This is a genomic window from Tateyamaria algicola, assembly GCF_047715485.1.
In the GTDB taxonomy this organism is placed as follows: domain Bacteria; phylum Pseudomonadota; class Alphaproteobacteria; order Rhodobacterales; family Rhodobacteraceae; genus Tateyamaria.
Map to the genome: position 1 here is coordinate 4,197,498 of NZ_CP180422.1, position 26,082 is coordinate 4,223,579.

Below are 26,082 nucleotides of genomic sequence, written 5' to 3' on the forward strand. Positions count from 1 at the left end.
CAAATATGCAAAATCCCGACACGTCAGTTGATGAGCGTCGGTTTGGTGATGGGCGCGGCGTTCTTGGGCATCACCCCCAGGCGGCGCGCCACTTCGGTATAGGCATCGGCCAGATCGCCCAGATCGCGGCGGAACACGTCCTTGTCCAGCTTGCGGCCCGTTTCGATGTCCCACAGGCGGCAACTGTCCGGGCTGATCTCATCCGCCACGATGAGGCGCATGAAGTCGCCATCATAGACGCGGCCAATCTCGATCTTGAAGTCCACGAGGCGAATGCCGACGGCCAGCATCACGCCGGACAGGAAATCGTTCACGCGCAGCGCAAGGCTCAGGATGTCGTCCATGTCCTGCTGGCTGGCCCAGCCGAAGGCGGCGATATGTTCTTCGGTCACCAGCGGATCGCCCAGGGAATCGTCCTTGTAGCAATACTCGACAATGGGCCGCGGCAGTTGCGTGCCCTCTTCGATGCCCAAACGCTGGCTCATTGTCCCGGCGGCATAGTTGCGCACGATCACTTCCAGCGGAACAATCTCGCAAGAGCGCACCAGTTGCTCGCGCATGTTCAGACGCTTGAGGAAATGGGTCGGCACGCCAATCTGGGCGAGGCCGGTCATGAAAAACTCGCTCAGGCGGTTGTTCAGCACGCCCTTGCCTTCGATCACGTCTTTTTTCTGCGCGTTAAAGGCCGTGGCATCATCCTTGAAATACTGCACAATCGTGCCGGGCTCGGGGCCTTCATAAAGGATTTTGGCTTTGCCTTCGTAAATCTTTTTGCGTCGCGCCATGGGCGTCCTTTCGCTTCTGGGGCTGCATGAGTCTGCGCCGCCTCGCGCCCTCATAAGCAATCGGGTGAATTGCCGCAAGCAAAGGGGTTGCGCACGCGCGTGCTGCTCCGCATATCTTGTGCAACGAATATCTATTGGAGTTGGCCCATGAGCACCTTTGACGACCGCGAGAACGCCTTTGAAAACAAATTCGCCCATGACGCAGAGATGCAGTTCAAGGCCGACGCGCGCCGTAACAAGCTGTTGGGCCTCTGGGCGGCCGGGTTGTTGGGCAAATCGGGCGACGCGGCGGCGGACTATGCGCGCGAGGTCGTCAAATCCGACTTTGAAGAGGCCGGTCACGAGGACGTCTATCGCAAGGTGTCTGGCGATCTCGGCGATCTGGCGGACGAGGCGACCATCCGCGCCAAGATGAGCGAATTCATGGCCGAAGCTAAAGCGCAGCTGATGGAAGAAATTTGATTTTCTAGCATTTTACGCAACAAAGTTGATGTAAACTGGAACGCGCAGCCCAATCCGGGTCTGCGCGTTTTTAGTGGTTTTGTCCGCAAGCCGCGGGGTGGTGTTAACACCTTGCTCACCCAACGCCCCTACCCCTGTTCCCGGGTCGGACAGGTAAAGGGAGTGCGGGGTGATGCGTGCAGTTTTGGCGTCGTCATGTATCAGGGTGATGGCACGGTTCGGGATGCCCATGCTCATCCTGAGCGCATGCGTTTTGTTGCTGGGGCAGAAGCTGTCACACGACGTGCTGATCGCCTTGCCCGACCAGCTGCGCGATATCACATTCGCCCAATGGGCTCTTGCAGCCCTTTTGACGGCGGGCAGTTTCTGGGCCGTCGGACAATATGATCGGCTGGCTCACAAGGCGCTCGACACATCTATCCGCTCAAGTCACGCAGTGGCCTCGGGCGCGGCCAGCATCGCACTGGGTCAAACACTGGGCTTTGGCGTGGTCACGAGTGCGCTGGCCCGCTGGCGCCTGTTGCCCGACCTCAACTTGGGCGGCGCGGCACGTCTGTCTGGCTTCGTCTCGATCACCTTCGTTGTCGCCTGGGCGCTGGTGACAGCGTTGGCCTGCCTGATTTTGCCCGCTCCGGGATGGAGCTTTTGGCCCTCTCTTTTTGGCGTGGCCGCCCTGCCATGTCTCCTTGCCGCCCTGTTCCTGTGGCCCGACGTCAAGCTGGCCGGGCGCCGCGTGCCACTGCCCAGCCTGCCACTGGCGTTTGCGATTCTCGGCTGGACGGTCGCCGACACCTTTCTGGCGGCAGGCACGCTCTTTGTTCTGCTCCCTCCCGACACACTCGACTTTGCAACTCTGCTGCCTTTGTTCCTGATCGCGCTTGGCTCGGGCCTCATCTCGAACACACCGGGCGGCGTTGGGCCGTTCGAACTTGTGCTGCTCTCTGCCCTGCCATGGGCAGAGCCTGCGCCCCTGCTGGCCGCCATTTTGGCCTATCGGGTGATCTACTACGCCTTGCCGGCGACACTGGCGGGGCTCGCGCTGCTGCGCCCCTTGCCCAAACGCGGCCTGGGCGCCTTGCCCGCCGCAGTGCACGCAGACAGCGCGCCTCGGAGCGAAGTGGCCGTGGTCCACCAAAACGGCGGACACTACGCGCAACGGGGCAACAGCACCTTCGCGCTTTGGCCAACGGGGCAGACCATGACACTGTTCACGGATCCGATCGCTGGCCGCCCCAATCAGGCCATCGCCCACCTGCGCGATGTGGCGGGCCAGACAGGTCGCATTCCTGCGGTCTACAAGTGTCGCGCGCGCCTTGGTGCATCCGCCCGCGAACGCGGATGGCGTGTGATCCATATGGCGGACGAGGCGCATATCGACCTTGCGGAGTACACCTTGGACACACCGGACCGCCGCACCCTGCGGCGCAAGCTGCGCGCCGCAGACAAGGCCCGCGTGCTGATCCGCACCGGCCCGCCTTTGCCCCCAGCAGCCATGGCACGTGTCGATCGCGCATGGCAGGCGCTCCACGGACGGGCGAAGGGCGGCAGCATGGGGCGCTACTGCCCTGATTACGTGAAAAACCAGTGGGTTGGCTGCGCTTACGTCGACGGGCACCTCGTGGCTTTTGCAACGGCGCACCGGGGGCAAGATGAATGGTGCCTCGACATCATGCGCCATGACCGCAACGTTCCGGACGGAACGATGCATGCACTGGTGCATGCCGGTGTCATGGCCGCGAGAAACGCAGGTGCGACAACCTTCAGCCTCGCCGCCACACCCGCCTGCCCGGACCCTGCATCGCGGTTCTGGCGATGGGCGGCGGTCAAGGTCTCGGCCCATAGCGGCAGCCTAGGCCTGCGCCAATTCAAATCCAGCTTCGCCCCGCGCTGGGTGCCGCTCTATTCTGCTGCGCGCAGTTGGGGTGCCCTCGCCTTGACCCTTGCCGACATTGCCCGTGCGATCCACGCCCCGCGCCCGCTGCCGCGCGCGAATGCAAATGCACCTCATGATATTGTTGAAAATTATGAAGTGGCCTCACAAGACGCAGCGTGACAAAAGTCACAATCCCACGCGCGCGAGGCCCTAGCGATGACCAATCCATTCACTACCCTTCTTGCCGAAAAAGGCACGTTGCTGGCGGACGGTGCCACCGGCACCAATCTGTTCAACATGGGCCTCATGTCCGGTGACGCACCCGAGTTGTGGAACGAAGACGAGCCGCAGAAAATCACTGCGCTCTATCAAGGTGCGGTGGATGCAGGCAGCGACGTGTTCCTTACCAACTCCTTCGGCGCCAATGCGTCTCGGTTGAAACTGCATGATGCAGGCCACCGCGCCTTCGAACTTAGCAAGATCGCTGCCGAGTTGGGGCGCAACGTCGCCGACAAGGCCGGGCGCACCGTGATCGTGGCAGGCTCGGTCGGGCCGACGGGCGAGATCATGGAGCCGGTGGGTGCGTTGACCCATGCAGATGCGGTCGAAATGTTCCACGAAACTGCGGCAGGGCTAAAAGCGGGTGGCGCGGATATCGGCTGGCTCGAAACCATCTCGGCCCCCGAAGAATACACGGCCGCCGCCGAAGGGTTCGCGCGCGCAGGGCTGCCATGGGTCGGCACGATGAGCTTTGATACCGCCGGGCGCACCATGATGGGGGTGACCAGCACCGATATGGCCGCGCTTGTTGCAGGCCTTCCAAACCCGCCGCTGGCCTTTGGGGCCAATTGCGGAACGGGTGCATCTGACCTGTTGCGCACGATCCTCGGCTTTGCCGCCACGGGCACCGATGTGCCCCTGATCGCCAAGGGCAACGCGGGTATCCCGAAGTATCATGATGGCCACATCCATTATGATGGCACACCCGCGCTGATGGCCGATTATGCGGCACTGGCGCGCGACTGCGGGGCCTCCATCATCGGCGGCTGTTGTGGCACCGCCCCCGAGCACTTGTGCGAGATGCGCGCAGCACTCGACACCCGCCCGCGCAAATCGGCCCCCACATTGGATGAGATTGTCGCGGCCCTTGGCCCGTTTTCCTCTGCCAATGACGGCACGGGCGATGGTGACAAACCCACCCGAAAGCGGCGCGGGCGACGTGCGGCCTAGAAAAGGCTCAATTGATCACTGTCCTTGCGCGGCGGCTGAAACAGGTCGGTGCGCATGGGTGGCGCTTTTTCCTTCAGTCCCAGACGTTTGATCGCAACAGCAAACCGATGCGCAACCATCTCTGCATAAGGCCCCTCGCCTCGCATCCTGTGCCCCCAACGGGCATCGTACTCCTTGCCCCCGTGCATTTCACGCAGGCGGGCCATGATGCGGCCCGCGCGGTCCGGATAATGCGCGGCCAGCCATTCCTGCCACAGGGGCGACACCTCGCGCGGCAGGCGCAGCATGATCCAGCTTGCGGTGCGCGCACCCGCTTCCTTGCCCGCGGCCAGGATCGCCTCCATCTCGGGATCGCTGAGCGCGGGCACCATGGGCGAGGCCATGATGCGCACTGGCACCCCCGCGCCGCTCAGGCGCCGGATCATCGCCAGCCGCCGCTTGGGGCTGGGCGCACGTGGTTCCATCAGGCGCGACAACCGCGCATCCAGCGTGGTGACCGATATGCCGACCCGCACAAGGCCGCGCTGCGCCATGGGCCCCAGAATGTCCAGATCACGCTCGATCAGCGCCCCCTTGGTCACAATAGCGACCGGATGGCCGCAGTCGGCCAGCACCTCAAGGCAGCGGCGCATGATTTCATGTTCTTTTTCGATGGGCTGGTAGGGGTCGGTATTGGTGCCGATGGCCATCGGCGCAACCTTGTAGCTTTTGCGTCCCAACTCTGCCCGCAACACCTCAGGCGCCTCGGGACGGGCCACCAGCCGCGTTTCGAAATCAAGGCCAGGGGACAGGCCCAGATAGGCGTGGCTGGGCCGGGCAAAACAGTAAACACAGCCATGCTCGCATCCGCGATAGGGGTTGATCGCACGATCAAACGGCAGATCGGGCGAGCGGTTGTAGCTGATGATGCTGCGGGGCCGCTCAAGACTGACCTCGGTGCGCAACACCGGCAGCGGCTCGTCAATCTCCCAGCCGTCCGGTTCGGCATGACGGCTCAGCCGGTCATAGCGACTAACCACATTGGTCACCGCCCCCCGTCCCTTGGCCTGCGCGCTTTGCAAATCGGGTTTCATGGCGCCAACATAGAACGTAACAGGAACATACGCCAGAAAAGAGTTGCAAAACAGCCCCACCGACCAAGCGAAAGTGACCGGGCGCGTCGCGCAAGGTGCGGCCCATGTCGCAATTCGGACAGTCCGGGTGCGACATTCTGAACGATAAGCGAAAAGAGGCACCAGGTGCACACACCTGTTTTTAGAGGAACGCCCATGTCAGACGAAGACGAAATCATCCTGTCCGAACTCGACGATGACGAACTTGTTCAACAGATGTTCGACGACCTCTATGACGGTCTCAAGGAAGAGATCGAAGAGGGTGTGAACATTCTGCTGGAACGCAACTGGCAGCCTTACGACATCCTGACCAAGGCGCTTGTGGGCGGCATGACCATCGTTGGCGCGGATTTCCGCGACGGCATCCTGTTCGTGCCCGAGGTGCTGCTGGCGGCCAATGCGATGAAGGGCGGTATGGCGATTCTCAAGCCACTTCTGGCCGAAACCGGCGCCCCGCGCGTGGGCAAGATGGTGATCGGCACGGTCAAGGGTGACATCCATGACATCGGCAAGAACCTCGTCGGCATGATGATGGAAGGTGCGGGTTTCGAGGTCGTCGATCTGGGCATCAACAACCCGGTCGAAAACTACCTTGGTGCGATTGAATCCGAAGGGCCCGACATCCTTGGCATGTCTGCCCTGCTGACCACCACCATGCCCTATATGAAGGTCGTGATCGACACGATGGTCGAACAGGGCATCCGCGACGACTATATCGTGCTGGTGGGCGGCGCGCCTTTGAACGAAGAATTCGGCAAGGCCATCGGCGCGGACGCCTATTGCCGCGATGCCGCCGTTGCGGTCGAAACGGCCAAGGAATTCATGGCGCGCAAGCACAACCAGATGAATGCGTGACGCGTTCCCGGGATTTGATCCTCAACCCGTTCTGAAAGGGCGTGGCCTCGTGCTGCGCCCTTTGGCGTCAGGGGATCGCGAGGCGCTTTATGCAGCTGCATCCGACCCGTTGATCTGGGTACAACACCCTGCATCGACACGGCACGAACGGGCGGTCTTTGATCCCTATTTCGACGGGCTGTTGGCCCGGGGCACAGCCCTTGCCATTCGCGAAGAAGGCACCGAACGTATCATCGGCACCTCCAGCTACTATGTGGCGCAAGATGACAGCCCGGCCCTGTCCATCGGATTTACCTTTCTGGAACGCGCACATTGGGGCGGCACAACCAATGCCGCGCTCAAGGCGCTGATGATCAACCACCTGTTCCAAGCAACAGACGCCGCCTGGTTCCACATTGGTCCCGACAACAAGAGATCGCGCTATGCGACGGAAAAGCTGGGCGCGCGGTTTGTTCATCAGCGCCATCTGGATTTGGGCAATGGAGAAGGCCTATATGATTGCCTGCGACTGGATCGCGATGCATGGAAAGGCCGGAGCGTGTGAGCGACACCCTCTCTGACGCTGAACTTACGGATCATGGGCTGCGTGCCACGGGCGCAGGGCGCATCCTGCTGATCGCTTGCGGAGCGCTTGCGCGCGAAATCCTCGACCTCAAGGCGACAAACGGGTGGGACCACATGGACCTGACCTGCCTGCCTGCCAAGCTGCACCTCTATCCCGATCAGATCACGGAGGCGGTGCGTGCGGCGGTCGTCAAACACCGCGACGCCTATGATACAATCTTTGTCGTTTATGCCGATTGCGGCACGGGTGGTCTGTTGCAAACAGCATGTGACGAGATGGGTGTCGAGATGGTAGCGGGACCACACTGCTACAGCTTTTTTGAAGGAAATGAGAAGTTTGCACGGCAAAGTGAAAGTGAGTTCACAGCCTTCTATCTTACCGATTTTCTCGTGCGGCAGTTCGAGGCATTCATCCTCAAGCCCATGGGTCTCGACCGTCATCCCGAATTGCGCGACATGTACTTTGGCAATTACGAAAAACTGGTCTACCAGGCCCAGACCGACGATCCCGTTCTGACGGAAAAGGCCAAGGCCGCTGCCGAGACGCTTGGCCTCGCTTTCGAGCGGCGCTTGACGGGCTACGGCGATCTGGAAACGACGCTCAAGAAACTCTAGCGCGCGTTCTGTTCACTCACATACCGGCCCTATTTACCCGGCAGCGATGAGGCGAATACGCTCGATCATGGCGCGCAACCCGTTGGACCGCTGCGCCGACAGGTGATCGTTGAGGCCAAGGCGCGTCATCTCGGCCCTCGCATCCACGGCCAGCACTTCGGTTGGACTCAACCCGTTGTAAAGACGACGTAAAACCGCAATCAGCCCCTTCACGATCATCGCGTCACTGTCGCCATCAAAGCGGAACGCACCATCCTCGATCACGGGATGCAGCCAGACCTGGCTTGCGCAGCCATCCACCTTGGTCGCAGGCACCTTGAGCGCATCCGGGAACGGGTCCAGCGCCTTGCCCTGCTCGATCACATAGCGATAGCGGTCTTCCCAGTCCTCGAGGAATTCAAAGTCTTCGACGATCTCTTCAAATGCGGCAGTTGCCATGTCGGCCTCGCGTCTTGCTCTGCCCCGTGACCTAGGGGCGTTGCCGCCAAAGGTCCAGCCCGGCAATGGATGCTTTTCAACCGCCCGCACTTCCGCTACCACATGGCCTTAACTGACGATACGAGTGACCATGCGCCTAACCACTACAACCCTTATTGTCGCAACACTGACCCTGTCGGCCTGCGGCGCGATCCGTGACAGCCGGGTCAATCCGTTCAACTGGTTCGGCAACAGCCGGTCCGCCCCGATCGAGGCGGATAGCCAGGCCGAGGTCAATCCGTTGATCCCCGAGCGTCGGCGCGCGGGCCTGTTTTCCAGCCTGCGGGCACAAGAGCAGGTGTACATTGGCACGCCTATCGATCAGGTCAGCGATCTGGTGATCGAGCGTGTGCCCGGCGGCGCCATCGTGCGGGCCACTGGCATCACTGCCGTCGATAACGTCTATGACGTGCGGCTGACCACCGTGGACGACGACGAGGTGCAGGCGGATGAAAATGGTGTCCTGACGCTGCGCCTGCGCGGCGTCAAACCGGAACGGCGTTCGCGCACAACAAGCCAGCGGGTGCGCACCGTGACTGCGGGCATGCGTCTGTCGGACAAGGAATTGTCGCGGATCCGCGCGATCCGGGTCGAGGGCCGGCGCAACGTGCAGACCAGCAGCCGCCTTTGACCGCGCCTTAGTCCAGTGAAATGATCTGAATGTTGGCCCCTTTGGCGGTCAGCGCGACGCGCCCATCACACAGGCGCAACGCATCTTCGCCAAAGACTTCGGCGCGCCAGCCACTAAGCGCGGGCACATCGCGCATACCTGCCGCCAGTGCGTCCAGATCGGCCGCCGATGCGATCAACTTGGCCGCCACGCCTGCGCTTTCGGTCTTGGCCTTTAGCAGCACCCGCAGCAGATCGGCCAGCGCCGGGTTCACCTGCAGTTTCTCGCGCGAACGGTCCGGTTTTGGCATCGCGTCGCCATCCATGTTCACACCGCGCGCGACAGCCGCCAGAATGCCGTCGGCAATGTCGCCCTTGCGCGCCTCGCGCAGCAACAGGCGCGAGCGGCCCAGATCTTCGGGTGTGCGGGGCTTGTTGCTGGCCAGTTCGACCAGCGCATCGTCCTTGTAGACCCGGTTGCGCGGGATGTTCCGCGCTTGCGCGTGGGATTCCCGAAAGGCCGCAAGCTCTTGCACAATGGCCAGAAAACGCGAAGACGTCGTGCGTGTCTTGACCCGTTTCCAGGCCTCTTCGGGCTTGATGATGTAGGTTTCGGGCGTCAGCAGGATCTGCAGCTCTTCGGACACCCATCGGGCGCGCCCGCTGGCGTCCAGTTGGTCGCGCAGGAACTCGTAGATCTGGCGCAGATGGGTGACATCCGCGATCGCATAGGTTTTTTGCGCATCCGTCAGCGGACGGCGCGACCAGTCGGTAAAGCGCGAGGTCTTGTCGAGCGGCTGCTTGGCGATCTTGCGCACCAACGTCTCGTATCCCACCTGTTCGCCAAAGCCGCAGACCATCGCCGCCACCTGCGTGTCAAACAGCGGCTCGGGAAAGACCTGCGCATCGACGTAGAAAATCTCGAGGTCCTGACGCGCAGCATGGAAGACCTTGACCACCGAGGTGTCGCGGAACAGATCGTAAAGCGGCTCAAGCGACAGGCCACTGGCCAGCGGATCGACCAGCACGGCGTTGCTGTCATCGGTGCCTGGCATCGCCAGTTGGATCAGGCACAGTTTCGAATAGTAGGTCCGTTCCCGCAGGAACTCGGTATCGACCGTGACATAGGGGTGGGCGGCAGCCTCTTTGCAGTAGGCAGCCAGGTCATCGGTCGTTGTAATGGTTTTCATCAGCGGCTTCTTGTTACGTGGTCTGGTCCGTCTTGGTTTAGGCGGTCTACACCAAACCCGGCCCAGTGGCTAGAGCGTGACCATGCGGCTGTCGCCTGCCGCAAAACGGCGTAGAACGGCAGGATAGAGGCGATGTTCCTGCACCAGCACACGGGCCGCCAGCGTGTCTGGGGTGTCATCGTCCAGCACTGGCACTGTCGCCTGCCCGAGGATCGGGCCGTCATCCAGCGCCGCCGTGACCAGATGCACGCTGCACCCGTGTACGCTGTCCCCAGCTTCGAGCACGCGCGCGTGCGTGTGCAACCCCTTGTACTTGGGCAGCAGTGAGGGGTGGATGTTCAGCATCCGCCCCTGCCACGGGGCCACGAACCCAGCCGTCAGCACACGCATGAACCCGGCAAGGCAGATGATGTCGAGATTGTAGGGCGCAAGAGCCGCGTCAATGGCTGCCTCGAACGCGGGGCGGTCCCCTTTGAAGGGGCGATGATCGACAACTTCGGTAGCGATGCCCTGATCACGTGCCCAGGCAATGCCGCCTGCATCCGCATTGTTGGACAGCACAACGGTGGCACGCGCCGCGTGATCGCCGGTCATATCCTCGACCAGCGCCCGCATGTTCGAACCACCACCCGAAACAAAGATGCCGACCCGTTTGGTCAAAGAAGGGAACCGGAATAGGACACGCCCTGCCCTTCGGTGACAGTGCCGATCCGCGTTACGTCCTGCCCCTCGGCCTCTAGTGCTGCGGTCACAGCCGCGACCGCGTTGGCCTCGACCACGACCACCATGCCGATCCCGGCATTGAAGGTCTTGAGCATCTCGGCTGCGTCCATGCCACCCTGCGCAGCCAGCCATTTGAACACGGGCGGCAAAACCCAGCTGTCCAGATCAACCTCGACACCCAAACCGTCAGGCAAGACGCGCGGCAGGTTCTCGGTCAGACCGCCACCGGTGATATGGGCAAACCCATGCAGGCCGCCCGCCTTGATCGCTGCAAGCGCCGCCTTGACGTAGAGGCGCGTGGGTGTCAGCAGCGCCTCACCCAATGTGCCATCTGCCCAAGGGCAGGCATCACCCCAGCCGAGGCCCGACGCCTCGACAATGCGGCGCACCAGCGAATAGCCGTTCGAATGCACTCCGTCCGAGGCGAGACCCAGCAGCACGTCGCCCGCAACAACACCGGCAGGCAGGGCCGTGCCCCGCTCCATCGCGCCGACGGAAAAGCCTGCCAGATCGAAATCGCCAGCCGGATACATCCCCGGCATCTCGGCGGTTTCGCCACCGATCAGGGCGCAGCCTGATGCGGCACACCCCTTGGCAATGCCTTCGATGATGCGGGCGGCCTGATCCAGCTCCAGCTTGCCCGTTGCGAAATAGTCGAGGAAAAACAGAGGCTCAGCGCCTTGGCACACCAGATCGTTCACGCACATCGCCACAAGGTCGATGCCGACGCCGTCCACGTTGCCCGTGTCGATGGCTATGCGCAGCTTGGTGCCCACACCGTCCGTGGCCGCCACCAGAACCGGATCGACAAATCCTGCCGCCTTGAGGTCGAACAACCCACCAAACCCGCCGAGACCCGAGGCGACTCCCGCCCGCTTGGTCGCGGCCGCTGCAGGCTTGATGCGTTCCACCAGCGCGTTGCCGGCGTCGATATCCACGCCCGCTTCGGCGTAGGTCATTCCGTTTTTTCCAGTGGTCATGCCGGTCATCCCCCGTGTCGCCTGCCCCTTAACGTGAACACAGCCGGAGTTGCAAAAGGAAATGCAGGATTTACTCGGAAAACGGGCGCGTGAACACAGCGCAGGCGGAAATCTATCCGTCGGGTCCTTGGGATTTTGCAGGCCGTACATACCTTATGCAGTACGACCAAGACGTCCAAACACACTTCCCCAAACCCATCTTTGTCCACGCGAAAAAGGAAACGCGATATGCGCACGACCCTTGTTCCCGTTTTGAGCGCCCTGGCGCTCAGCCCTCTTGCCGTTCTTCCCGCCCACGCCCAGGTGGTCGATATCGAAGACGGCGGCTTTACCTTCACCTTCGGTGGCCAGATCAACCGCGGCCTACTGCGCACCGATGACGGTGTGGAAAGCAACGACTTCTTCGTCGACAACGACAACTCCTCAACCCGGCTGCGGGCACGCGGCGCCTATGATTTCGGCAATTTCGTCGTCGGAGCGCAGATCGAATACGAGTTCGAATTCAGCTCATCCAACTCGGTCAGCCAGCTGAATTCCGACATCAGTTCTTCGGTGTCGAACGAACGCAAATTCGAGGTATTCGCCGAAACCCGCTTTGGTGACTTCGCCTATGGTCAGGGCGACACCGCCTCCAACGGCGTGTCCGAGGTTGACCTGTCCGGCACGGGCCTTGGCAACAACTCGGATGTGGGCCTGATTGCGGGTAGCCATCTGTTGCGCGACGCAGCGGGCAACCTGACCGACGCGGAAATCGGCGACTTCTTTTCCAACTTCGATGGCAACAGCCGGTTGGAACGCTTCCGCTATGACACCCCCGAATTCTTCGGCGGCTTTGTCGCCTCGGCCTCGATCGGCGAGGATGACAGCAATGACATCGCGCTGCGCTATTCCGGCACGTTCGGGGATTTCCAGGTGCGCGCGGCGACCGCCTTTGCCGAAACCGAAACTCGCGACCGGCTCAGCGGCTCGGTGTCGGCCCTGCATGAACCCACCGGGTTCAACGTGACTTTTGCCACAGGCACGGACGATCTGGATGCCAGCACACGCGAGCCTGGGTTCAACTATGTAAAGGTCGGCTATCAGACCGATGCCATCATGCAGGCGGGCACCACGTCGTTTTCCATCGACTACTATGACGGTCAGGATCAAAGCGAAGTGGGCAGCAATTCAGAATCCGTCAGCCTGTTCGCGGTGCAAGAGGTGGATCGCTGGAATACCGAATTCTATGCCGGGTACCGCACCTATGAGGTCAGCACGACCTCGACCGAGTACCAGGACCTCGACGCCGTCCTGATCGGGGCGCGTTACCAGTTCTGATCGACCGACCTCATGGGCTGGCTTGACACACCCGGCGCGGGTGATATGCCAGCCCATGGCGGGCCTGTAGCTCAATTGGTTAGAGCAGAGCGCTCATAACGCTTTGGTTGCGGGTTCAAGTCCTGCCGGGCCTACCAAACCCTGCCCTTTCCCGCATAACATGTGTATTGTGACCGCAGATGCGACGCTGGTCGATCTGCGCACAGATGCACCGCGCGCCACCCCCGCCCAGTCAAAAGGACAAGACCCATGAAGATGACCCGCCTTGGGGCCAATGGCCCCGCCGTTTCGCAATTCGGTATCGGGGCGATGTCCTTTGCCGGGATCTACGGCGATGCCAGCATCGAGGACAGCCACGCCGTGCTTGATGCCTGCCGCACTGCCGGTGTCAGCCATATCGACACCGCCAATGTCTATGGAAAAGGGCGGTCCGAAGAGATCATCGGCGCGTGGTTCAAGGCCAATCCCACAGCGCGGGACGACGTCGTGCTGGCGACCAAGGCAGGGATTACCGGAGAAGCGCAGCGACGGTTCAACAACGACGCCGATCACCTCGAGGCTGCACTTGATGCCAGCCTGGCCCGGCTTGGTGTCGATCATGTCGATCTGTTCTATGTTCACCGCTATGACCGCGTGCACAGTCCCGAAGATGTGGCAGGCACGCTCAAAGGGTTGATCGACAGCGGCAAAACCCGTGCGGTCGGGTTCTCGGAAATCGCGCCCAGCACATTGCGCCGCGCCTGTGCGGAATGCCCCATTGCGGCGGTGCAGTCAGAGTATTCCCTGTCCACGCGCGCGCCCGAACTGGGCATGATCCAGACTTGCGCGGATCTTGGGGTAACGCTGGTGGCCTTCTCGCCCGTGGGGCGCGGTTTCCTGACGGACGTGCCGTTCACCTATGATCAGGGGCAGTCCATGGCTTTCACCCGTCACAACCCACGCTTTGTCGCCCCCAACTACAGCGCCAACATCGCGGCAACGGACCGGTTTCGCACCCTGGCTGCCGATATGGGCGAACCTACTGCTGCCCTGGCGATCGCGTGGCTGATCGCCCAAGGCGACCATGTGCTGCCGATTCCGGGTACGAAGAACCCCGCGCATCTGGCGGAACTCGTGCGGGGCACCGAGCTTGACCTGAGCACTGAAGACATTCAGCGGATCGAGGCCGTTCTGCCCGTCGGCTGGGCGCATGGCGACCGCTATTCAGCCGCGCAATGGGAAGGCCCCGAGCGTTATTGTTGAGCGCGCGCCCTCAAGCCTGTTTCACATGCCAACTGACCGTCATGGTCACGACCGTATCACCCTCTGCGTCCCGGATATCGACGCTGACGTCAAAGGCAACTTTGCCCTCATCCTTGAGGGTCGCGAGCAACTCTGCCCCCGGCCGGCTAGTCTGGGCACTGGCCGTCAAACGCCCGCGCGCAATCTTGACGTAGGAAATCTGCGCACCTGCGGCCACGGGGCGCGATTGCAGAATGACAGGGGCCAGTGCACCGGCAAGGGCTGCGCCCGAGGCCGCCTCTCCCAGCGTGAACATCGCGCCCGCGTGCTGCGTTTCGATATGATTGCTGGTCTCGCGGCGCTGGTCGAGCGCGGCAGTGGCCGTCCCATCCCCGATCTCCAGTAACTCGACCCCGACATGGGTGGCAAAGGGGATGGCGGTGCCCAGATGGGCCTTGATCATGTCATAGGGGGTCATGCGCGCGCTCCTGCTACTGTGTTGCGGTGCAGCTAAAGGCTTCGTGCGCGTGCGGGCAAGCCTGCCGCTGCGGCACGTTCAGCGCGCAATCACGATATCCGCGCGCAATCCACCCAACCGTTCGCTTTGCCCCAGACGCAGAACGCCGCCATGGGCGCGGGCAATGTCAGTGGCGATGGCCAGACCCAGCCCCACGCCCGATCCGTGATCCTGATTGCGCGAGGGATCAAGCCGGGTAAAGGGGCGCTGCGCCTCGGCACGTTGCTCTGACGGGATGCCGGGGCCGTCATCCTCTACGCGAAAGCGCAAGGACTTGTCACTCAGGCGGACCGACACCTCGGCCCTGCCGCCATAGCGCACCGCATTACTGACCAGATTGTCGAGGGCCCGGCGCATCGCCATCTTGCGCAGCATCACAGTGCCCTCCCCATCCGCCTTGCGTAACGTGACCGGCTGACCGGCGCGCTGTGCGTCATCGACAATCGACTGGGTGAGCGCGATGGGGTCCACATCCTCGGGCTCTCCCTCGCTCTCGCCCTTGGAAAAACTCAGGAAGGCATCGATCATGCGCTGCATGTCATCGACATCCTGTTCCAGCGCCCGGCGATCCTCATCCTCCAGCATGGACAGCGCCAGCCGCATCCGCGTGAGCGGCGTGCGCAGATCGTGACTGACCCCCGACAACATCAGCGTGCGCGTCTCGATCTGCCGTTCGATCCGGTTGCGCATGTCGACAAAGGCGGTGCCGGCCGCGCGCACCTCCATCGCCCCGGCGGGGGAATAGGGCAGGATGCGGCCCCGGCCAAAGGCCTCTGCCGCATTGGCCAGACGTTTGATCGGGCGCAACTGATTGCGCATGTAGATAAAGGCGATGATGGTGACGAGGATGCTGAAAAACAGCATGTTCACGAACAGCTGATGCGGGGCCGCCGCCGACACGCGGCGCCGATCAAAGGTCACCTCGACCGCGCCCAGACGGGTCTCGAGCACGAGGCGCACGCGCCGGTCATCAGACAGGTCCACCACGGCGATCTCGGGCACCGCAAGGCCAAGCCGATCAATGATGACGATGCCGGAAAAGTCATACCACGCCCGCCGGTTCGGCTCGTCCAGGGCCTGATCGGCAACGGGCGTCACGGTGATGGCAAGCGGTCGGGCCATGTCTTGCGTGACCTCCGCAATGTCGGATCGGGTGTCGGCCTGATCCACCAGCATCAGCACCAGCCTGATCTCGCGCGCGGCCGCATTCGACATCTGCTGTGTGACATCCTCGAAATGGCGCTGTACAAACACGACCGATACCACCAGCTGCACCACGATCACCGGCAGCAACAGGATCAGGGCCGCGCGGGCGTAGATGCCTCGGGGCATATAGCGTTTGAGCCATTGGAACGACATGCGCGCGACCCTAGCGAGCCGCAGGACAAGACGAAAGACCAAGCCGCCCATGCAATTCGACGATTTTGACCCCGCGATCGGCGTCGCCGAGATGCTTGAACCGGGGGTGCGCCGCATCGTGGCGCCAAATCCCTCGCCCATGACCTATCGGGGCACCAACACCTATATCGTGGGCACCACGGACCTGGCTGTAATTGACCCTGGCCCAGACAGCGAACCGCATCTGGCCGCGATCCTTGCGGCCTGCTCGGGCGGCGCACAGCGCATCACACATATCGTGGTGACACACAGCCACCTCGATCACTCCCCCTCGCCCGTCCCCTCGCCGATGCCACCGGCGCGCCGGTGTTGGCCTTTGGCGATGCGCAGGCCGGGCGCAGCGCGGTCATGGCCGAACTGGCTGCAAGCGGTCTGTCCGGTGGCGGTGAAGGCATCGATACGGGCTTTGCCCCCGATTTGACCCTCGCCGATGGAGACAAGATTGAAGGCCCCGATTGGCAACTCGACGTGATTCACACGCCTGGACATCTGGGCAACCACATCTGCCTCGGGCTTGGGGATGCGTGCCTTACGGCCGATCACGTGATGGGCTGGGCCAGCTCTCTGGTGTCGCCACCCGATGGCGATCTCTCTGATTTCATGGCCTCCTGCCACCGCCTCGCCACACGCCCTTGGCGCGTGTTCTACCCTGGCCACGGCGCACCGATCCCTGACCCTGCTGCCCGCCTCGAATGGCTGATCACCCACCGTGAGGCCCGCGAAACCGCCATCCTCGACGCACTTGGCGCCGGCCCCGCCACGGCCGCTCAGATTGCGCAAAACGTCTACACGGACACACCCGCAGCCCTCCTGCCCGCCGCGGCCCGCAACGTGCTGGCCCATCTCATTGACCTCATGGGCAAATCCCGCGTGACCCCGCAGGGCCCACTCAACGGCGACACCCTCTTTGCCCGACACCCCCGGGGCTGAAATTTTTTGCAAAAGAGAGGTGCAAACCCACTGGACGCCCGGAATCCGCCTTGCTATACGGCGCGAACCGTTCCGGCGTAGCTCAGCGGTAGAGCAGTTGACTGTTAATCAATTGGTCGTAGGTTCGATCCCTACCGCCGGAGCCATTATCCCACCCGATCCGCCCCGATCAGCCGTTTATATGCGGCGCGCAGCCTTGTGAAGACCGGCCCGGCCACACCGCCGCCGATCACGCGGCCATCAATCTCGAACACAGGTGTCTGCGCCCCGAACGTGCCTGTCAGAAACGCTTCATCCGCAGAATAGGTGTCTACAAGCGAGTAATTGCGCTCGAAGACCGGGATGTCCTCGCCCCGGCACAGGTCGATCACCTTCTGGCGCGTGATGCCGTTCATGCAGTAGTCCCCGGTCGAGGTCCAAACCGCCCCCTTCTTCACCACAAAGAAGTTGCAGGCATTGGTGGTGTTCACGAATCCGAACGGGTCCAGCATCAGGGCCTCATCCGCACCCGCCCGCACCGCGTGGTTCAGCGCGATGATGCAATTCAGCTTGGAATGGGAGTTCAGCTTGGCATCCTGGGTCAGTGGCAGGCCCCGGTGATGGGGCACCGTGTGCAGGCGAATGCCGCGCTGCACCACCGTTTCGTCCGGGCGCGAATGCTCGGCAATGATGACGATGGTTGACCCCCAGAGGCTCAGATGCGGATGCTGGAAGGGTTTCGCCTTGCGCCCGCGCGTCACCATCAGGCGGATATGCACATCCGTCTCCATCCCGTTGGCGCGCAGCACCTCCCACACAGCGGCCTTCAACCCGTCGCGGTCCAGGCCGATCTCGATCTCCGTATAGGCAGAGGCCTCGAACAAACGGTCCAGGTGATCGTCAAAAAACGGGATATGCCCGTGATAGAGGCGCAAGCCCTCCCAAATCCCGTCACCCAGCATGAAGCCACTGTCATAGACCGACACAACCGCCTCGGCCCGAGGCACGATGCGGCCATCGATGTAGATAAGAATGTCGTCATTTCGATCATCCGCAGCGGCGTCATGGGTGGAAAGGGGCGTGTCTGGCATCGGGTGGCTCCTGTTGACCTGGCAATGAATTGCACAATGCCCGCGCCTTTGCCATGGTCGCGCAATGCACGATCAGATCACGCTCCGCTCTGGCGACCTTTACGCCTCTGTCTCACCTTTCGGCGCGCGGCTGAATGCGCTGCGCTACCAAGGCACCAGCGTCATTCTCGAGGCGGATCCGGCCACACATCCGACCTGGCATGATGTCTATCCCGGCGCGATCGTAGGGCCTGTCGCCAACCGGGTGCGCGGCGGTCAATTGACGTTAAGCGACACGAGCTACCAGATGCCGTGTAATGAAAACGGCATGACCGCGCTGCACAGCGGGCCAGAGGGGCTGGACAGGCGGCACTGGGCGATCATGGCGCAATCTGACAGCCACCTGCACCTACAGTGCCGCCTTGCAGACGGGGATGGAGGGCTGCCCGGAAATCGGGTGATAAACGTCTCTTATGTCATAGAAAACGCAACACTAACGCTGGATATCACGGCCACGACGGACGCTCCAACCCCGATCTCGATTGCGCACCATCCCTATTGGCGGCTGGGGGATGCAGCCGATCACCGCCTGCTGGTGAGGGCCACGCACTATCTGCCCGTGGACGACACGAACCTGCCTACGGGGCAAATCGCCCCGGTGGATAGCACTGCGCTCGATCACCGTACCTCGCACCCGTTGGACAGCGCTACCGATCACAACCTCTGTGTCGCAAACGCACCCCGGCGCACCCCCGAACACGTGGCCACGCTGACCGGCACTGACGAGCTGTGCCTTACCCTGCACAGCACGGAACCGGGGCTTCAAATCTATTCCGGGGCCTACCTGCCCACCCTACCCGGCACCGATATCGCGCCCCTTGCCGGTATCGCACTCGAGCCGCAGGGTTGGCCCGATGCAGTGAACTACGCGGCCTTTCCAAGCGTCATTTGCACACCCGACCGTCCCTATCATCAGATCACCCGCTACACGTTGAATCGCGCGCCCTCCGCCACATAATTGCCACAATTGCGCCCCGCTCTCGGCATGGTGACGTGCTGGGGTGATGCCAGCGCCGCACCAGACCGGCACATGGCAGCAAAAAAGGCAAAACCCATGTCCAAACAAACACGCACACAGGTTCCGGCACCACAGCCCAAGCCCAAACCGAAACCAACCCCCATCTTTACCGACTACGCGAGCATCTGAACCGGGTGACAGCCCGCGCGTGCACAGCTAGTTTACGCTTATGGGCACCCCCGTTTCATCCATCCGCAACCTCGGCCCTGCCATGGACGCCGCCTGCGCCAAGGCCGGTATCCCCGACGCAGAAACCCTGCGCGACCTCGGGCCCGACGAAACCTACCGCCGCCTGCTGCGCACAGGCACCCGCCCCCATTTCATCGGCTACTACGTGCTGGTCATGGGATTGCAGGGTCGCCCCTGGAACGACTGCAAGGGCGAAGAAAAAAAGGCGCTGCGCAAACGGTTCGATGCGATCAAGGCCGACTCGTTCGACACCGACCTGTCCGAGTTTGAGCGCACATTGAACGAAATCGGCGTGATCGCCAAATCTTGAGCAAAATCCTGAGGACGGAACCAATGCTGCATTTGCAGTGTTACTCCATCGACACCACCTCAAACCAAAGGATTTTGAAATGGATCTGCTGCGTATCATTCTTTCCGTCATCCTCCCGCCTCTTGGCGTGTTCCTTCAGGTGGGCTTTGGCAAACACTTCTGGCTCAACATCCTGCTGACGCTGCTGGGCTATATCCCCGGCATCGTACACGCCGTCTGGATCATTGCACGCACGCCCGAACATGCTTGATCACAGTGACAAGATCGCACATCTCGACCGTGTCGCGCGGACAATGGATCGCGCCGTGCGCCTGCCTGTCGTGGGTGTGCATGTTGGCTGGGACAGTATCCTGGGCCTGATCCCCGGTGTCGGCGATGCGCTGACACTGGGGCCTGCGGGCTACATCGTATTTCAGGCGCACCGCATGGGCGTTCCGACAAGTCTCAAGGCGCGGATGTTGGGCAATGTCGGCATCGACGCCTTGATCGGAGCTATTCCCCTGGTCGGCGATCTCTTTGACATCGGGTGGAAGGCGAACACGCGCAACGTCGCACTGCTGCGCACGCATTTCAAAGCAGTGCAGACCGACGAACCTGCGCTTAGATCACCAGATCTCAACACCTCTTCCGCATCGTAGCGGGCGCACCCAAATGCGGGGGTACTCCGCCTCATAACGGAAGGGACCTGTACGCAAAGCACATGAAATGCGCCAGCGTTCAGGTCGCATATAGGCAATATTTTACAATGCTTTACGTTAATCAGTTAAAGTGATCCGCAAGCCAAACCCTCACACTGCTGCGTCGACATTGCCCGCAAAAAAACCGGCGCGCCGAGGACACGCCGGTCTCTTTCATCTGCACGGAATGTGCGGGTGGCTTAACCCACCAGTTCCAGACCCGAGAAGAAATATGCGATCTCGATCGCGGCCGTTTCTGGCGCATCAGACCCGTGCACCGAATTCTCACCAACGCTTTCGGCAAATTCGGCGCGGATGGTGCCGGGGGCTGCGTCGGCTGGGTTGGTTGCACCCATCACTTCGCGGTTCTTGGCAATGGCGCCTTCGCCTTCAAGGACCTGGCAGACGATTGGGGCCGAGGCCATGAATTCGCACAGCTCGTCATAGAACGGACGTTCAGCATGCACGGCATAGAACACGCCGGCCTGCGCTTTGGTCAGGTGGATGCGCTTTTGCGCCACGATGCGCAGACCGGCTTCTTCGAACTTGGCGTTGATCGCACCGGTCAGGTTGCGGCGTGTCGCGTCGGGCTTGATGATGGAAAAGGTGCGCTCGAGGGCCATGAGAATTCTCCTGTCTGGCAAGGGCCAAACCGGCCCCGGATGTGATTTCGCGCAGCCCCTAGCATGCAGATCGGCGCTTGGAAAGGCGCGATTGACCGCGCCCCCCATCTGCGGCAAGAGCATCCTCATGTTGCGCATCTCAGATATCACCTACGCCGTTGCGGGCCGCCCCCTGTTCGAGGGCGCCAGCGCCGTCATTCCCGAAGGCCACAAGGTCGGCCTTGTCGGGCGCAATGGCACGGGCAAAACCACCCTGTTCCGTCTGATCCGGGGCGAATTGGCGCTTGAGGGGGGCGATATCTCCCTGCCCTCCGGTGCGCGCATCGGTGGCGTGGCCCAAGAGGTTCCGGCCTCTCAGACCTCCCTGCTCGACACCGTGCTTGCCGCCGACACCGAACGCGCCGCGCTGCTGGCCGATGACAGCCAGGACCCTGATCGCATTGCCGAAATCCAGACGCGCCTCGCCGATATCGACGCCTGGTCGGCTGAGGCGCGGGCGGCCACCATCCTTAAGGGCCTCGGCTTTGACGATGATGAACAACTCAAACCCTGCGCCGATTTCTCGGGCGGCTGGCGGATGCGCGTGGCCCTAGCCGCCGTCCTGTTCGCCCAGCCCGACCTGCTGCTGCTGGACGAACCCACCAACTACCTCGACCTCGAGGGGGCGCTCTGGCTCGAAAACTACCTCGCCAAGTATCCGCACACGGTCGTCATCATCAGCCACGACCGCGGCCTGCTGAACCGCGCTGTCGGCGCGATCCTGCATCTGGAAGACCGCAAGCTGACCTTCTACCAGGGCCCCTACGACCAGTTCGCCCGCCAGCGCGCCGAAAAACTGGCCGTTGCCGCCGCAATGGCCAAGAAACAGGACGCCCGCCGCGCCCACCTGCAATCCTATGTGGACCGGTTCCGCTACAAAGCGGACAAGGCGCGCCAGGCGCAGTCCCGGCTCAAGGCGCTCGCCAAGATGCAGCCCATCACCACCCCGCAAGAGGCAGGTCTGAAGCGTATCGACTTTCCCAACCCCGAAGAGCTGTCGCCGCCCATCATCCATCTGGACGGCGCGAGCACCGGCTATGGCGACACCACGGTCCTCTCCAAACTGTCGCTGCGCATCGATCAGGACGACCGCATCGCGCTTTTGGGCAAGAACGGTCAGGGCAAATCCACCCTGTCCAAGTTCCTGAGCGACCGCCTGCCCGCCCTCTCGGGCAAAATCACCAAATCCAGCAAGTTGCGCATCGGCTACTTCGCCCAGCATCAGGTGGATGAGTTGTTCATCGACGAAACCCCGCTGGACCATCTGCGCCGCGAACGCCCGACCGAAGGGCCCGCCCGCTGGCGTGCCCGGCTGTCGGGTTTCGGCCTCATGGCCGATCAGGCCGACACAGTTGTGGGCAAGCTGTCGGGTGGGCAAAAGGCGCGGCTGTCGCTGCTGCTCGCCACGCTCGATGCGCCCCACATGCTGATCCTGGACGAGCCCACCAACCACCTCGACATTGAAAGCCGTGAGGCGCTGGTGACGGCACTGACCAACTACACCGGCGCCGTGATCCTCGTCAGCCACGACATGCACCTGCTCGAACTGGTCGCTGACCGGCTCTGGCTGGTCTCAAACGGCACTGTCAAACCGTTCGAGGACGATCTCGAAGCTTACCGCAAGATGCTGCTGGCCGACAGCAAACCAGCCAAGCCGCAGGTGGAAAAACCCAAACCCAAGCGGCCCTCCCGCGACGCCATGCTCGCCCTCAAGGCCGAAGCGCGCAAATCCGAGGCGCGCGTGGAAAAGCTGAACGACATGCGCGACAAGCTGGCGAAAAAGCTCGCCGATCCAGAGCTGTACGAGGACACGAAGATCGGGGAAATGGAAGTCTGGCAAAAGAAATATGCCGAGGTCATGACTGCCCTGGAACGCGCCGAAACGCTGTGGATGCAGGACCTCGAAAAACTCGAAACGGCAGAACGGCTCTGATGTTTCTTCTGACCTCAAATACCACGGGGAGGCCGAAGGCCGGGGGCAGAGCCCCCTGAACATAGTGTGCGCCGCATGGCGCTCAATGGGATCACGATGATCGACACGGCTTTCCTCATCACCGCCTTTGTGACCATGTTCGTGGTGATTGACCCGATCGGCCTTGCTCCGCTGTTCGTGGCCCTCACCCAAGGCGTGCCCGAACGCCAGCGCCGCAACATCGCGCTGCGCGCCTGCGGGCTGGGCATGGCCATCCTGATCATGTTCGCGCTCTTTGGCGAGGCGGTGCTGGGCTTCATCGGCATCTCCATGCCTGCCTTCCGTGTGGCAGGCGGTATCCTGTTGTTCCTCACCGCGCTCGACATGCTCTTTGAGCGGCGCACCAAGCGGCGCGAGGACCACACCGATGAGGATAACCAAGACGATCCATCCGTGTTCCCCCTGGCCATTCCGTTGATCGCCGGTCCGGGCGCCATCGCCTCGGTCATCCTGCTGACGGGACAGAAACCGGGGGTCGAGGGACTGGCGCTTGTACTGGCCATCACCGCCCTTGTGCTGGGTGTCTGCCTTGGCTTCTTTCTTGCCTCGGGCCTGATCGAACGCGCCCTTGGCAAAACGGGGATCACCGTCGTCACCCGTCTGCTTGGCATGCTGCTCGCCGCGCTGTCGGTGCAATTCGTTCTGGACGGTCTGCGCAACTTCGCCGTCCTGCCGGGCTGACACCTGTCACGAAGCGCCTATATTGACCCCATGAGCCCCGACAACATTGCCCAACTCGTTTATCTCGGCAGCTTTGCACTGGTGCTGGGTGCAGGATTCCTGCTGACCAGCAAACTCAAGCTGGGCCAGACCCTGCAAATGGCGGCCATCTGGGCGCTGATCTTTATCGGGGCCATTGGGGCCGTGGGGCTCTGGGGCGACATTCAGGACGATCTGTTCCCCCACCAGACCCGCTTTGACGAGGATGGCGCTGTCAGCGTGCCGCGCAGCTCTGACGGGCATTACTACCTGACGCTCGACATCAACGGGGCCGCAACGGACTTCATCGTGGACACCGGGGCGACCGACATTGTTTTGAACCGCGCGGATGCTGCCGCTGCCGGGCTAGAACCCACAACGCTCAACTATTTCGGGCGCGCCCTGACCGCCAATGGCGAGGTGCGCACCGCACCTGTCCGCCTCGATACCGTGGCCATCGGGCCGTACGAGGACACGAATGTGCCTGCGGTTGTGAATGATGGCGCGATGGATCAGTCCCTACTTGGCATGGGCTACCTGCAACGCTGGGGCAAGATCGAGATTTCGGGCGGCGCGCTGACGCTGTCGCGCTAGGTCTCGGCCTTCTTCTCCCAACGCCCGCTTTCTTCTGACCAGTACTGCGCCGACGCACCGGCGTCTTTCAGCGCCTTCCACTGTCCACGCGCCACGTTCAGCGCGTCGGGGTCATTGCCGTCAAACAGGACACAGACGCGGTCCAGCGCTGTCACTTCCTCCGCGCTGACCTCCGCTCCGTCGATGCTCATCACGCAGGTCGCGCCATTGGCGGCAGGGCCTGTGGTCAGCAGCACAGGCTGATCTGCATCATGCGCGCCGCCCGCCAGCCCATGGGGCAGAAATCCGTCCTCTGCCCCCAGCCACAGCTTTTCATCGAGCCACGCGAGGCGCCCCGCATCCGGCCCACGCACGGCGACACGCCACTCGGCACCCTGTGCCTTGCCCAACAGCATCGCCAGCGTCACCTCAAGCGGGTGACGGGTCAGATGATAGAAATAGGCCGCCCCCATCTCACTCCGTCTCGTAATTGTCCGCCACAAGGCGGTTCAGCGCCATGACACCCCAGCCCGTCGCACCGGCAGGCGCAAGCTTGGTCGCGGATTTGACTGAGGCCACGCCAGCAATATCGAGGTGGATCCAGGGCGTCTCTGGCTTGACAAAGCGTTGCAGGAACTGCGCCGCGGTGACCGAACCGGCGGGGCGTCCGCCAATGTTCTTCATGTCCGCAATGCGGGATTTTAGCAGATCGTCATAGGCCTTACCCAAGGGCATGCGCCACGCGCCTTCGCCCTCTTTCTCGGCAGCTTTCAGGAAGGCGTCACAAAAGTCGTCATTGTTGGAAAACACGCCCGCGTTCTCGTGGCCGAGGCCGATGATGATCGCCCCGGTCAGCGTCGCCAGATCGACCATGCCAGCCGGGGTGAACCGTTCCTGCGCGTACCACATGACGTCGCACAGCACGAGGCGCCCCTCGGCGTCGGTGTTGATGATCTCGACCGTGTCGCCTTTCATCGACGTCACAACGTCACCGGGGCGTGTCGCATTGCCCGACGGCATGTTTTCAACAAGGCCGACAAGGCCGACCACATTGGCCTTGGCCTTGCGCAGGGCCAGCGCGCGCATGGTGCCCGCCACAACGCCTGCGCCGCCCATATCCATGGTCATGTCTTCCATGCCTGCCGCAGGCTTCAGGCTGATACCACCGGTGTCAAACACCACGCCCTTGCCCACCAGCGCCAGCGGGGCCGCATTCTCTTCGCCGCCCTTCCACTGCATGACCACCACCTTGGACGGGCTGTCAGAGCCCTGACCGACACTCAGCAGCGTGCGCATGCCCAGCTCTTCCAATGCCGCCTCGTCCAGCACCTCGACCTCGAGGCCAAGCTGTTGCATCTCGACCAGCCGGTTCGCGAATTCGGTTGTGGTCAGCACATTGGCCGGTTCGTTGATCAGGTCGCGCGTCATGAACGCCCCCTCGGCCACCGCCATCAACGGGGCCGTCGCGGCCTGCATCTCGTGCGGTTTGGAGCACATGACGGTGATTTCTGCATCACTGCCTTCCGCATCCGTCTTGTGCGCAGAAAAGTCGTAGTCGCGCAGCACGATGCCCATCGCGATCTCGGCCACGCGGCGCGCATTGTCGGCCGCCACCAGCAGCGCCTTGCCGCCACGGGCCTTGCCAAGGGCAGCGCCCGCCTTGCGCGCCTCATCCACGCTGTGATTGCGCGCAAGGCAAATCACATCTACCGCCTCGGCGGCCATGCCCACGGGCCAGGCCATCGTCGTCACCTGCCCCGGCTTCACCTTTTCAAAGCCCGCACTGTCCACGAACCGCTGCACCGCCCCCTTGGTCAGGCGGTTCACCCGGCGTGCGGACTGCTCCAGCTTGCCCTCGGGCGTCACGATCACCGCCACGCGCCCCTCATGTCCGGCGATGGCATCAAGGTCCGTGGCAACGATGGAAAGAGGCGTCAGGTTGGTCATTGCAGTCTCCGCTGGGGTGAAGTTCGCCACAGAGGTAACGCGCCCGACGGGCGCTGACCAGCGCTTGG

Annotated in this window: 29 protein-coding genes, 2 tRNA genes and 1 pseudogene; 19 read left to right on the forward strand and 13 right to left on the reverse strand. The window is 62.4% G+C overall.

Annotated features, from left to right (window positions below):
- Window positions 1–23: 23 nt before the first annotated feature.
- Window positions 24–785: a phosphoribosylaminoimidazolesuccinocarboxamide synthase gene (gene purC / locus ACMHLQ_RS23240; RefSeq protein ID WP_415403036.1), complete on the reverse strand. Its 762-nt coding sequence runs from the start codon at window positions 783–785 to the stop codon at window positions 24–26.
- A gap of 147 nt (window positions 786–932) precedes the next feature.
- On the opposite strand from purC, the gene ACMHLQ_RS23245 reads away from it, so the two are divergent.
- Entirely contained in the window at window positions 933–1,247 is a 315-nt protein-coding gene (locus ACMHLQ_RS23245) for a DUF1476 domain-containing protein (protein ID WP_415403037.1), read from the forward strand.
- Window positions 1,248–1,259: 12 nt separating this feature from the next.
- Here ACMHLQ_RS23245 and ACMHLQ_RS23250 read toward each other — a convergent pair whose 3' ends face one another.
- Window positions 1,260–1,484, reverse strand: a complete 225-nt coding sequence (locus ACMHLQ_RS23250; RefSeq protein ID WP_415403038.1) for a hypothetical protein — start codon at window positions 1,482–1,484, stop codon at window positions 1,260–1,262.
- Here ACMHLQ_RS23250 and ACMHLQ_RS23255 point away from each other — a divergent pair.
- Both ACMHLQ_RS23255 and bmt read left to right on the forward strand, forming a co-directional pair.
- On the forward strand, window positions 1,477–3,300 hold the full coding sequence (locus ACMHLQ_RS23255) for a phosphatidylglycerol lysyltransferase domain-containing protein (RefSeq protein WP_415403039.1): 1,824 nt from the start codon (window positions 1,477–1,479) through the stop codon (window positions 3,298–3,300). The genes ACMHLQ_RS23250 and ACMHLQ_RS23255 overlap by 8 nt on opposite strands.
- A gap of 36 nt (window positions 3,301–3,336) precedes the next feature.
- Window positions 3,337–4,350 (forward strand): betaine--homocysteine S-methyltransferase, encoded by a 1,014-nt coding sequence (gene bmt / locus ACMHLQ_RS23260; protein ID WP_415403040.1) that lies wholly within the window; start codon window positions 3,337–3,339, stop codon window positions 4,348–4,350.
- Here bmt and ACMHLQ_RS23265 read toward each other — a convergent pair.
- Entirely contained in the window at window positions 4,347–5,423 is a 1,077-nt protein-coding gene (locus ACMHLQ_RS23265) for a PA0069 family radical SAM protein (protein WP_415403041.1), read from the reverse strand. The two genes, bmt and ACMHLQ_RS23265, sit on opposite strands and share 4 nt — an antisense overlap.
- Before the next feature lie 195 nt (window positions 5,424–5,618).
- Between ACMHLQ_RS23265 and ACMHLQ_RS23270 the strand changes: the two genes are divergently transcribed.
- The 3 genes from ACMHLQ_RS23270 to ACMHLQ_RS23280 are packed head-to-tail and all read left to right on the forward strand — an operon-like array spanning window position 5,619 to window position 7,496.
- A complete protein-coding gene (locus ACMHLQ_RS23270; protein WP_415403042.1) occupies window positions 5,619–6,317 on the forward strand; it encodes a corrinoid protein in 699 nt (232 codons plus the stop codon).
- Window positions 6,310–6,861, forward strand: coding sequence for a GNAT family N-acetyltransferase (locus tag ACMHLQ_RS23275; RefSeq protein ID WP_415403043.1), 552 nt, complete (start codon window positions 6,310–6,312; stop codon window positions 6,859–6,861). Before ACMHLQ_RS23270 ends, ACMHLQ_RS23275 begins: the two co-directional genes overlap by 8 nt.
- Window positions 6,858–7,496 carry a DUF1638 domain-containing protein gene (locus ACMHLQ_RS23280; RefSeq protein ID WP_415403044.1) on the forward strand — a complete coding sequence of 213 codons (639 nt, stop codon included), beginning with the start codon at window positions 6,858–6,860 and terminating at the stop codon, window positions 7,494–7,496. The genes ACMHLQ_RS23275 and ACMHLQ_RS23280 overlap by 4 nt, the downstream gene beginning before the upstream one ends.
- A 33-nt stretch (window positions 7,497–7,529) precedes the next feature.
- Here ACMHLQ_RS23280 and ACMHLQ_RS23285 read toward each other — a convergent pair whose 3' ends face one another.
- Window positions 7,530–7,934, reverse strand: a complete 405-nt coding sequence (locus ACMHLQ_RS23285) for a SufE family protein (protein WP_415403045.1) — start codon at window positions 7,932–7,934, stop codon at window positions 7,530–7,532.
- Between the two features lie 130 nt (window positions 7,935–8,064).
- Between ACMHLQ_RS23285 and ACMHLQ_RS23290 the strand changes: the two genes are divergently transcribed.
- Window positions 8,065–8,604, forward strand: coding sequence for a hypothetical protein (locus ACMHLQ_RS23290; RefSeq protein WP_415403046.1), 540 nt, complete (start codon window positions 8,065–8,067; stop codon window positions 8,602–8,604).
- A 7-nt stretch (window positions 8,605–8,611) separates the two neighbouring features.
- Here the strand turns inward: ACMHLQ_RS23290 and rnd are convergent, their stop codons facing one another.
- The 3 genes from rnd to purM form a co-directional block, all read right to left on the reverse strand.
- Window positions 8,612–9,772: a ribonuclease D gene (gene rnd, locus ACMHLQ_RS23295; protein ID WP_415403047.1), complete on the reverse strand. Its 1,161-nt coding sequence runs from the start codon at window positions 9,770–9,772 to the stop codon at window positions 8,612–8,614.
- 69 nt (window positions 9,773–9,841) lie between these two features.
- Complete coding sequence (gene purN / locus ACMHLQ_RS23300; RefSeq protein WP_415403048.1) at window positions 9,842–10,432, reverse strand: phosphoribosylglycinamide formyltransferase; 591 nt, start codon at window positions 10,430–10,432, stop codon at window positions 9,842–9,844.
- Window positions 10,429–11,475 (reverse strand): phosphoribosylformylglycinamidine cyclo-ligase, encoded by a 1,047-nt coding sequence (purM, locus tag ACMHLQ_RS23305; RefSeq protein WP_415403049.1) that lies wholly within the window; start codon window positions 11,473–11,475, stop codon window positions 10,429–10,431. The genes purN and purM overlap by 4 nt, the downstream gene beginning before the upstream one ends.
- Window positions 11,476–11,703: 228 nt before the next feature.
- Here purM and ACMHLQ_RS23310 point away from each other — a divergent pair, with 228 nt between their 5' ends.
- From ACMHLQ_RS23310 to ACMHLQ_RS23320, 3 genes are all read left to right on the forward strand, one after another.
- A complete protein-coding gene (locus ACMHLQ_RS23310; RefSeq protein ID WP_415403050.1) occupies window positions 11,704–12,792 on the forward strand; it encodes a porin in 1,089 nt (362 codons plus the stop codon).
- Window positions 12,793–12,852: 60 nt separating this feature from the next.
- A tRNA-Ile gene (locus ACMHLQ_RS23315) sits at window positions 12,853–12,929 on the forward strand.
- A 112-nt stretch (window positions 12,930–13,041) separates the two neighbouring features.
- Window positions 13,042–14,034 carry an aldo/keto reductase gene (locus ACMHLQ_RS23320; RefSeq protein WP_415403051.1) on the forward strand — a complete coding sequence of 331 codons (993 nt, stop codon included), beginning with the start codon at window positions 13,042–13,044 and terminating at the stop codon, window positions 14,032–14,034.
- Window positions 14,035–14,044: 10 nt separating this feature from the next.
- Here ACMHLQ_RS23320 and ACMHLQ_RS23325 read toward each other — a convergent pair whose 3' ends face one another.
- Both ACMHLQ_RS23325 and ACMHLQ_RS23330 read right to left on the reverse strand, forming a co-directional pair.
- Window positions 14,045–14,491: a DUF4442 domain-containing protein gene (locus ACMHLQ_RS23325; protein ID WP_415403052.1), complete on the reverse strand. Its 447-nt coding sequence runs from the start codon at window positions 14,489–14,491 to the stop codon at window positions 14,045–14,047.
- 78 nt (window positions 14,492–14,569) lie between these two features.
- Entirely contained in the window at window positions 14,570–15,889 is a 1,320-nt protein-coding gene (locus ACMHLQ_RS23330) for an ATP-binding protein (RefSeq protein WP_415403053.1), read from the reverse strand.
- 49 nt (window positions 15,890–15,938) lie between these two features.
- On the opposite strand from ACMHLQ_RS23330, the pseudogene ACMHLQ_RS23335 reads away from it, so the two are divergent.
- Window positions 15,939–16,858, forward strand: a pseudogene (locus ACMHLQ_RS23335) (MBL fold metallo-hydrolase).
- Window positions 16,859–16,929: 71 nt separating this feature from the next.
- Window positions 16,930–17,004: transfer RNA gene (locus ACMHLQ_RS23340), tRNA-Asn, on the forward strand.
- On the opposite strand, the gene ACMHLQ_RS23345 is transcribed toward ACMHLQ_RS23340, so the two are convergent.
- The gene (locus ACMHLQ_RS23345) at window positions 17,005–17,928 is read right to left on the reverse strand and encodes an aminotransferase class IV (protein WP_415403054.1); all 924 of its coding nucleotides are present in this window, start codon (window positions 17,926–17,928) and stop codon (window positions 17,005–17,007) included.
- Window positions 17,929–17,992: 64 nt separating this feature from the next.
- Between ACMHLQ_RS23345 and ACMHLQ_RS23350 the strand changes: the two genes are divergently transcribed.
- The 4 genes from ACMHLQ_RS23350 (at window position 17,993) to ACMHLQ_RS23365 (ending at window position 20,122) form a co-directional block, all read left to right on the forward strand.
- A complete protein-coding gene (locus ACMHLQ_RS23350) occupies window positions 17,993–18,925 on the forward strand; it encodes an aldose epimerase family protein (RefSeq protein ID WP_415403055.1) in 933 nt (310 codons plus the stop codon).
- Window positions 18,926–19,154: 229 nt separating this feature from the next.
- Entirely contained in the window at window positions 19,155–19,484 is a 330-nt protein-coding gene (locus ACMHLQ_RS23355) for a TfoX/Sxy family protein (protein WP_415403057.1), read from the forward strand.
- A gap of 79 nt (window positions 19,485–19,563) precedes the next feature.
- On the forward strand, window positions 19,564–19,734 hold the full coding sequence (locus ACMHLQ_RS23360) for a YqaE/Pmp3 family membrane protein (RefSeq protein ID WP_415403058.1): 171 nt from the start codon (window positions 19,564–19,566) through the stop codon (window positions 19,732–19,734).
- Complete coding sequence (locus tag ACMHLQ_RS23365; RefSeq protein WP_415403059.1) at window positions 19,727–20,122, forward strand: DUF4112 domain-containing protein; 396 nt, start codon at window positions 19,727–19,729, stop codon at window positions 20,120–20,122. Before ACMHLQ_RS23360 ends, ACMHLQ_RS23365 begins: the two co-directional genes overlap by 8 nt.
- Window positions 20,123–20,361: 239 nt before the next feature.
- On the opposite strand, the gene ndk is transcribed toward ACMHLQ_RS23365, so the two are convergent.
- Window positions 20,362–20,784, reverse strand: a complete 423-nt coding sequence (gene ndk, locus ACMHLQ_RS23370; protein WP_415403060.1) for a nucleoside-diphosphate kinase — start codon at window positions 20,782–20,784, stop codon at window positions 20,362–20,364.
- Window positions 20,785–20,911: 127 nt separating this feature from the next.
- On the opposite strand from ndk, the gene ACMHLQ_RS23375 reads away from it, so the two are divergent.
- The 3 genes from ACMHLQ_RS23375 to ACMHLQ_RS23385 all read left to right on the forward strand — a co-directional run bounded on the left by ACMHLQ_RS23375 (window position 20,912) and on the right by ACMHLQ_RS23385 (window position 24,088).
- Window positions 20,912–22,756 carry an ABC-F family ATP-binding cassette domain-containing protein gene (locus tag ACMHLQ_RS23375; protein WP_415403061.1) on the forward strand — a complete coding sequence of 615 codons (1,845 nt, stop codon included), beginning with the start codon at window positions 20,912–20,914 and terminating at the stop codon, window positions 22,754–22,756.
- 96 nt (window positions 22,757–22,852) lie between these two features.
- A complete protein-coding gene (locus tag ACMHLQ_RS23380; protein WP_415405341.1) occupies window positions 22,853–23,476 on the forward strand; it encodes a MarC family protein in 624 nt (207 codons plus the stop codon).
- A gap of 30 nt (window positions 23,477–23,506) precedes the next feature.
- Window positions 23,507–24,088 carry a TIGR02281 family clan AA aspartic protease gene (locus ACMHLQ_RS23385; protein WP_415403062.1) on the forward strand — a complete coding sequence of 194 codons (582 nt, stop codon included), beginning with the start codon at window positions 23,507–23,509 and terminating at the stop codon, window positions 24,086–24,088.
- Here the strand turns inward: ACMHLQ_RS23385 and ACMHLQ_RS23390 are convergent.
- Together ACMHLQ_RS23390 and ACMHLQ_RS23395 are read right to left on the reverse strand one after the other, a co-directional pair.
- Window positions 24,085–24,540, reverse strand: a complete 456-nt coding sequence (locus tag ACMHLQ_RS23390) for a DNA polymerase III subunit chi (RefSeq protein ID WP_415403063.1) — start codon at window positions 24,538–24,540, stop codon at window positions 24,085–24,087. The genes ACMHLQ_RS23385 and ACMHLQ_RS23390 overlap by 4 nt on opposite strands.
- Window position 24,541: 1 nt before the next feature.
- Window positions 24,542–26,014 (reverse strand): leucyl aminopeptidase, encoded by a 1,473-nt coding sequence (locus ACMHLQ_RS23395; protein ID WP_415403064.1) that lies wholly within the window; start codon window positions 26,012–26,014, stop codon window positions 24,542–24,544.
- Window positions 26,015–26,082: the final 68 nt, after the last annotated feature.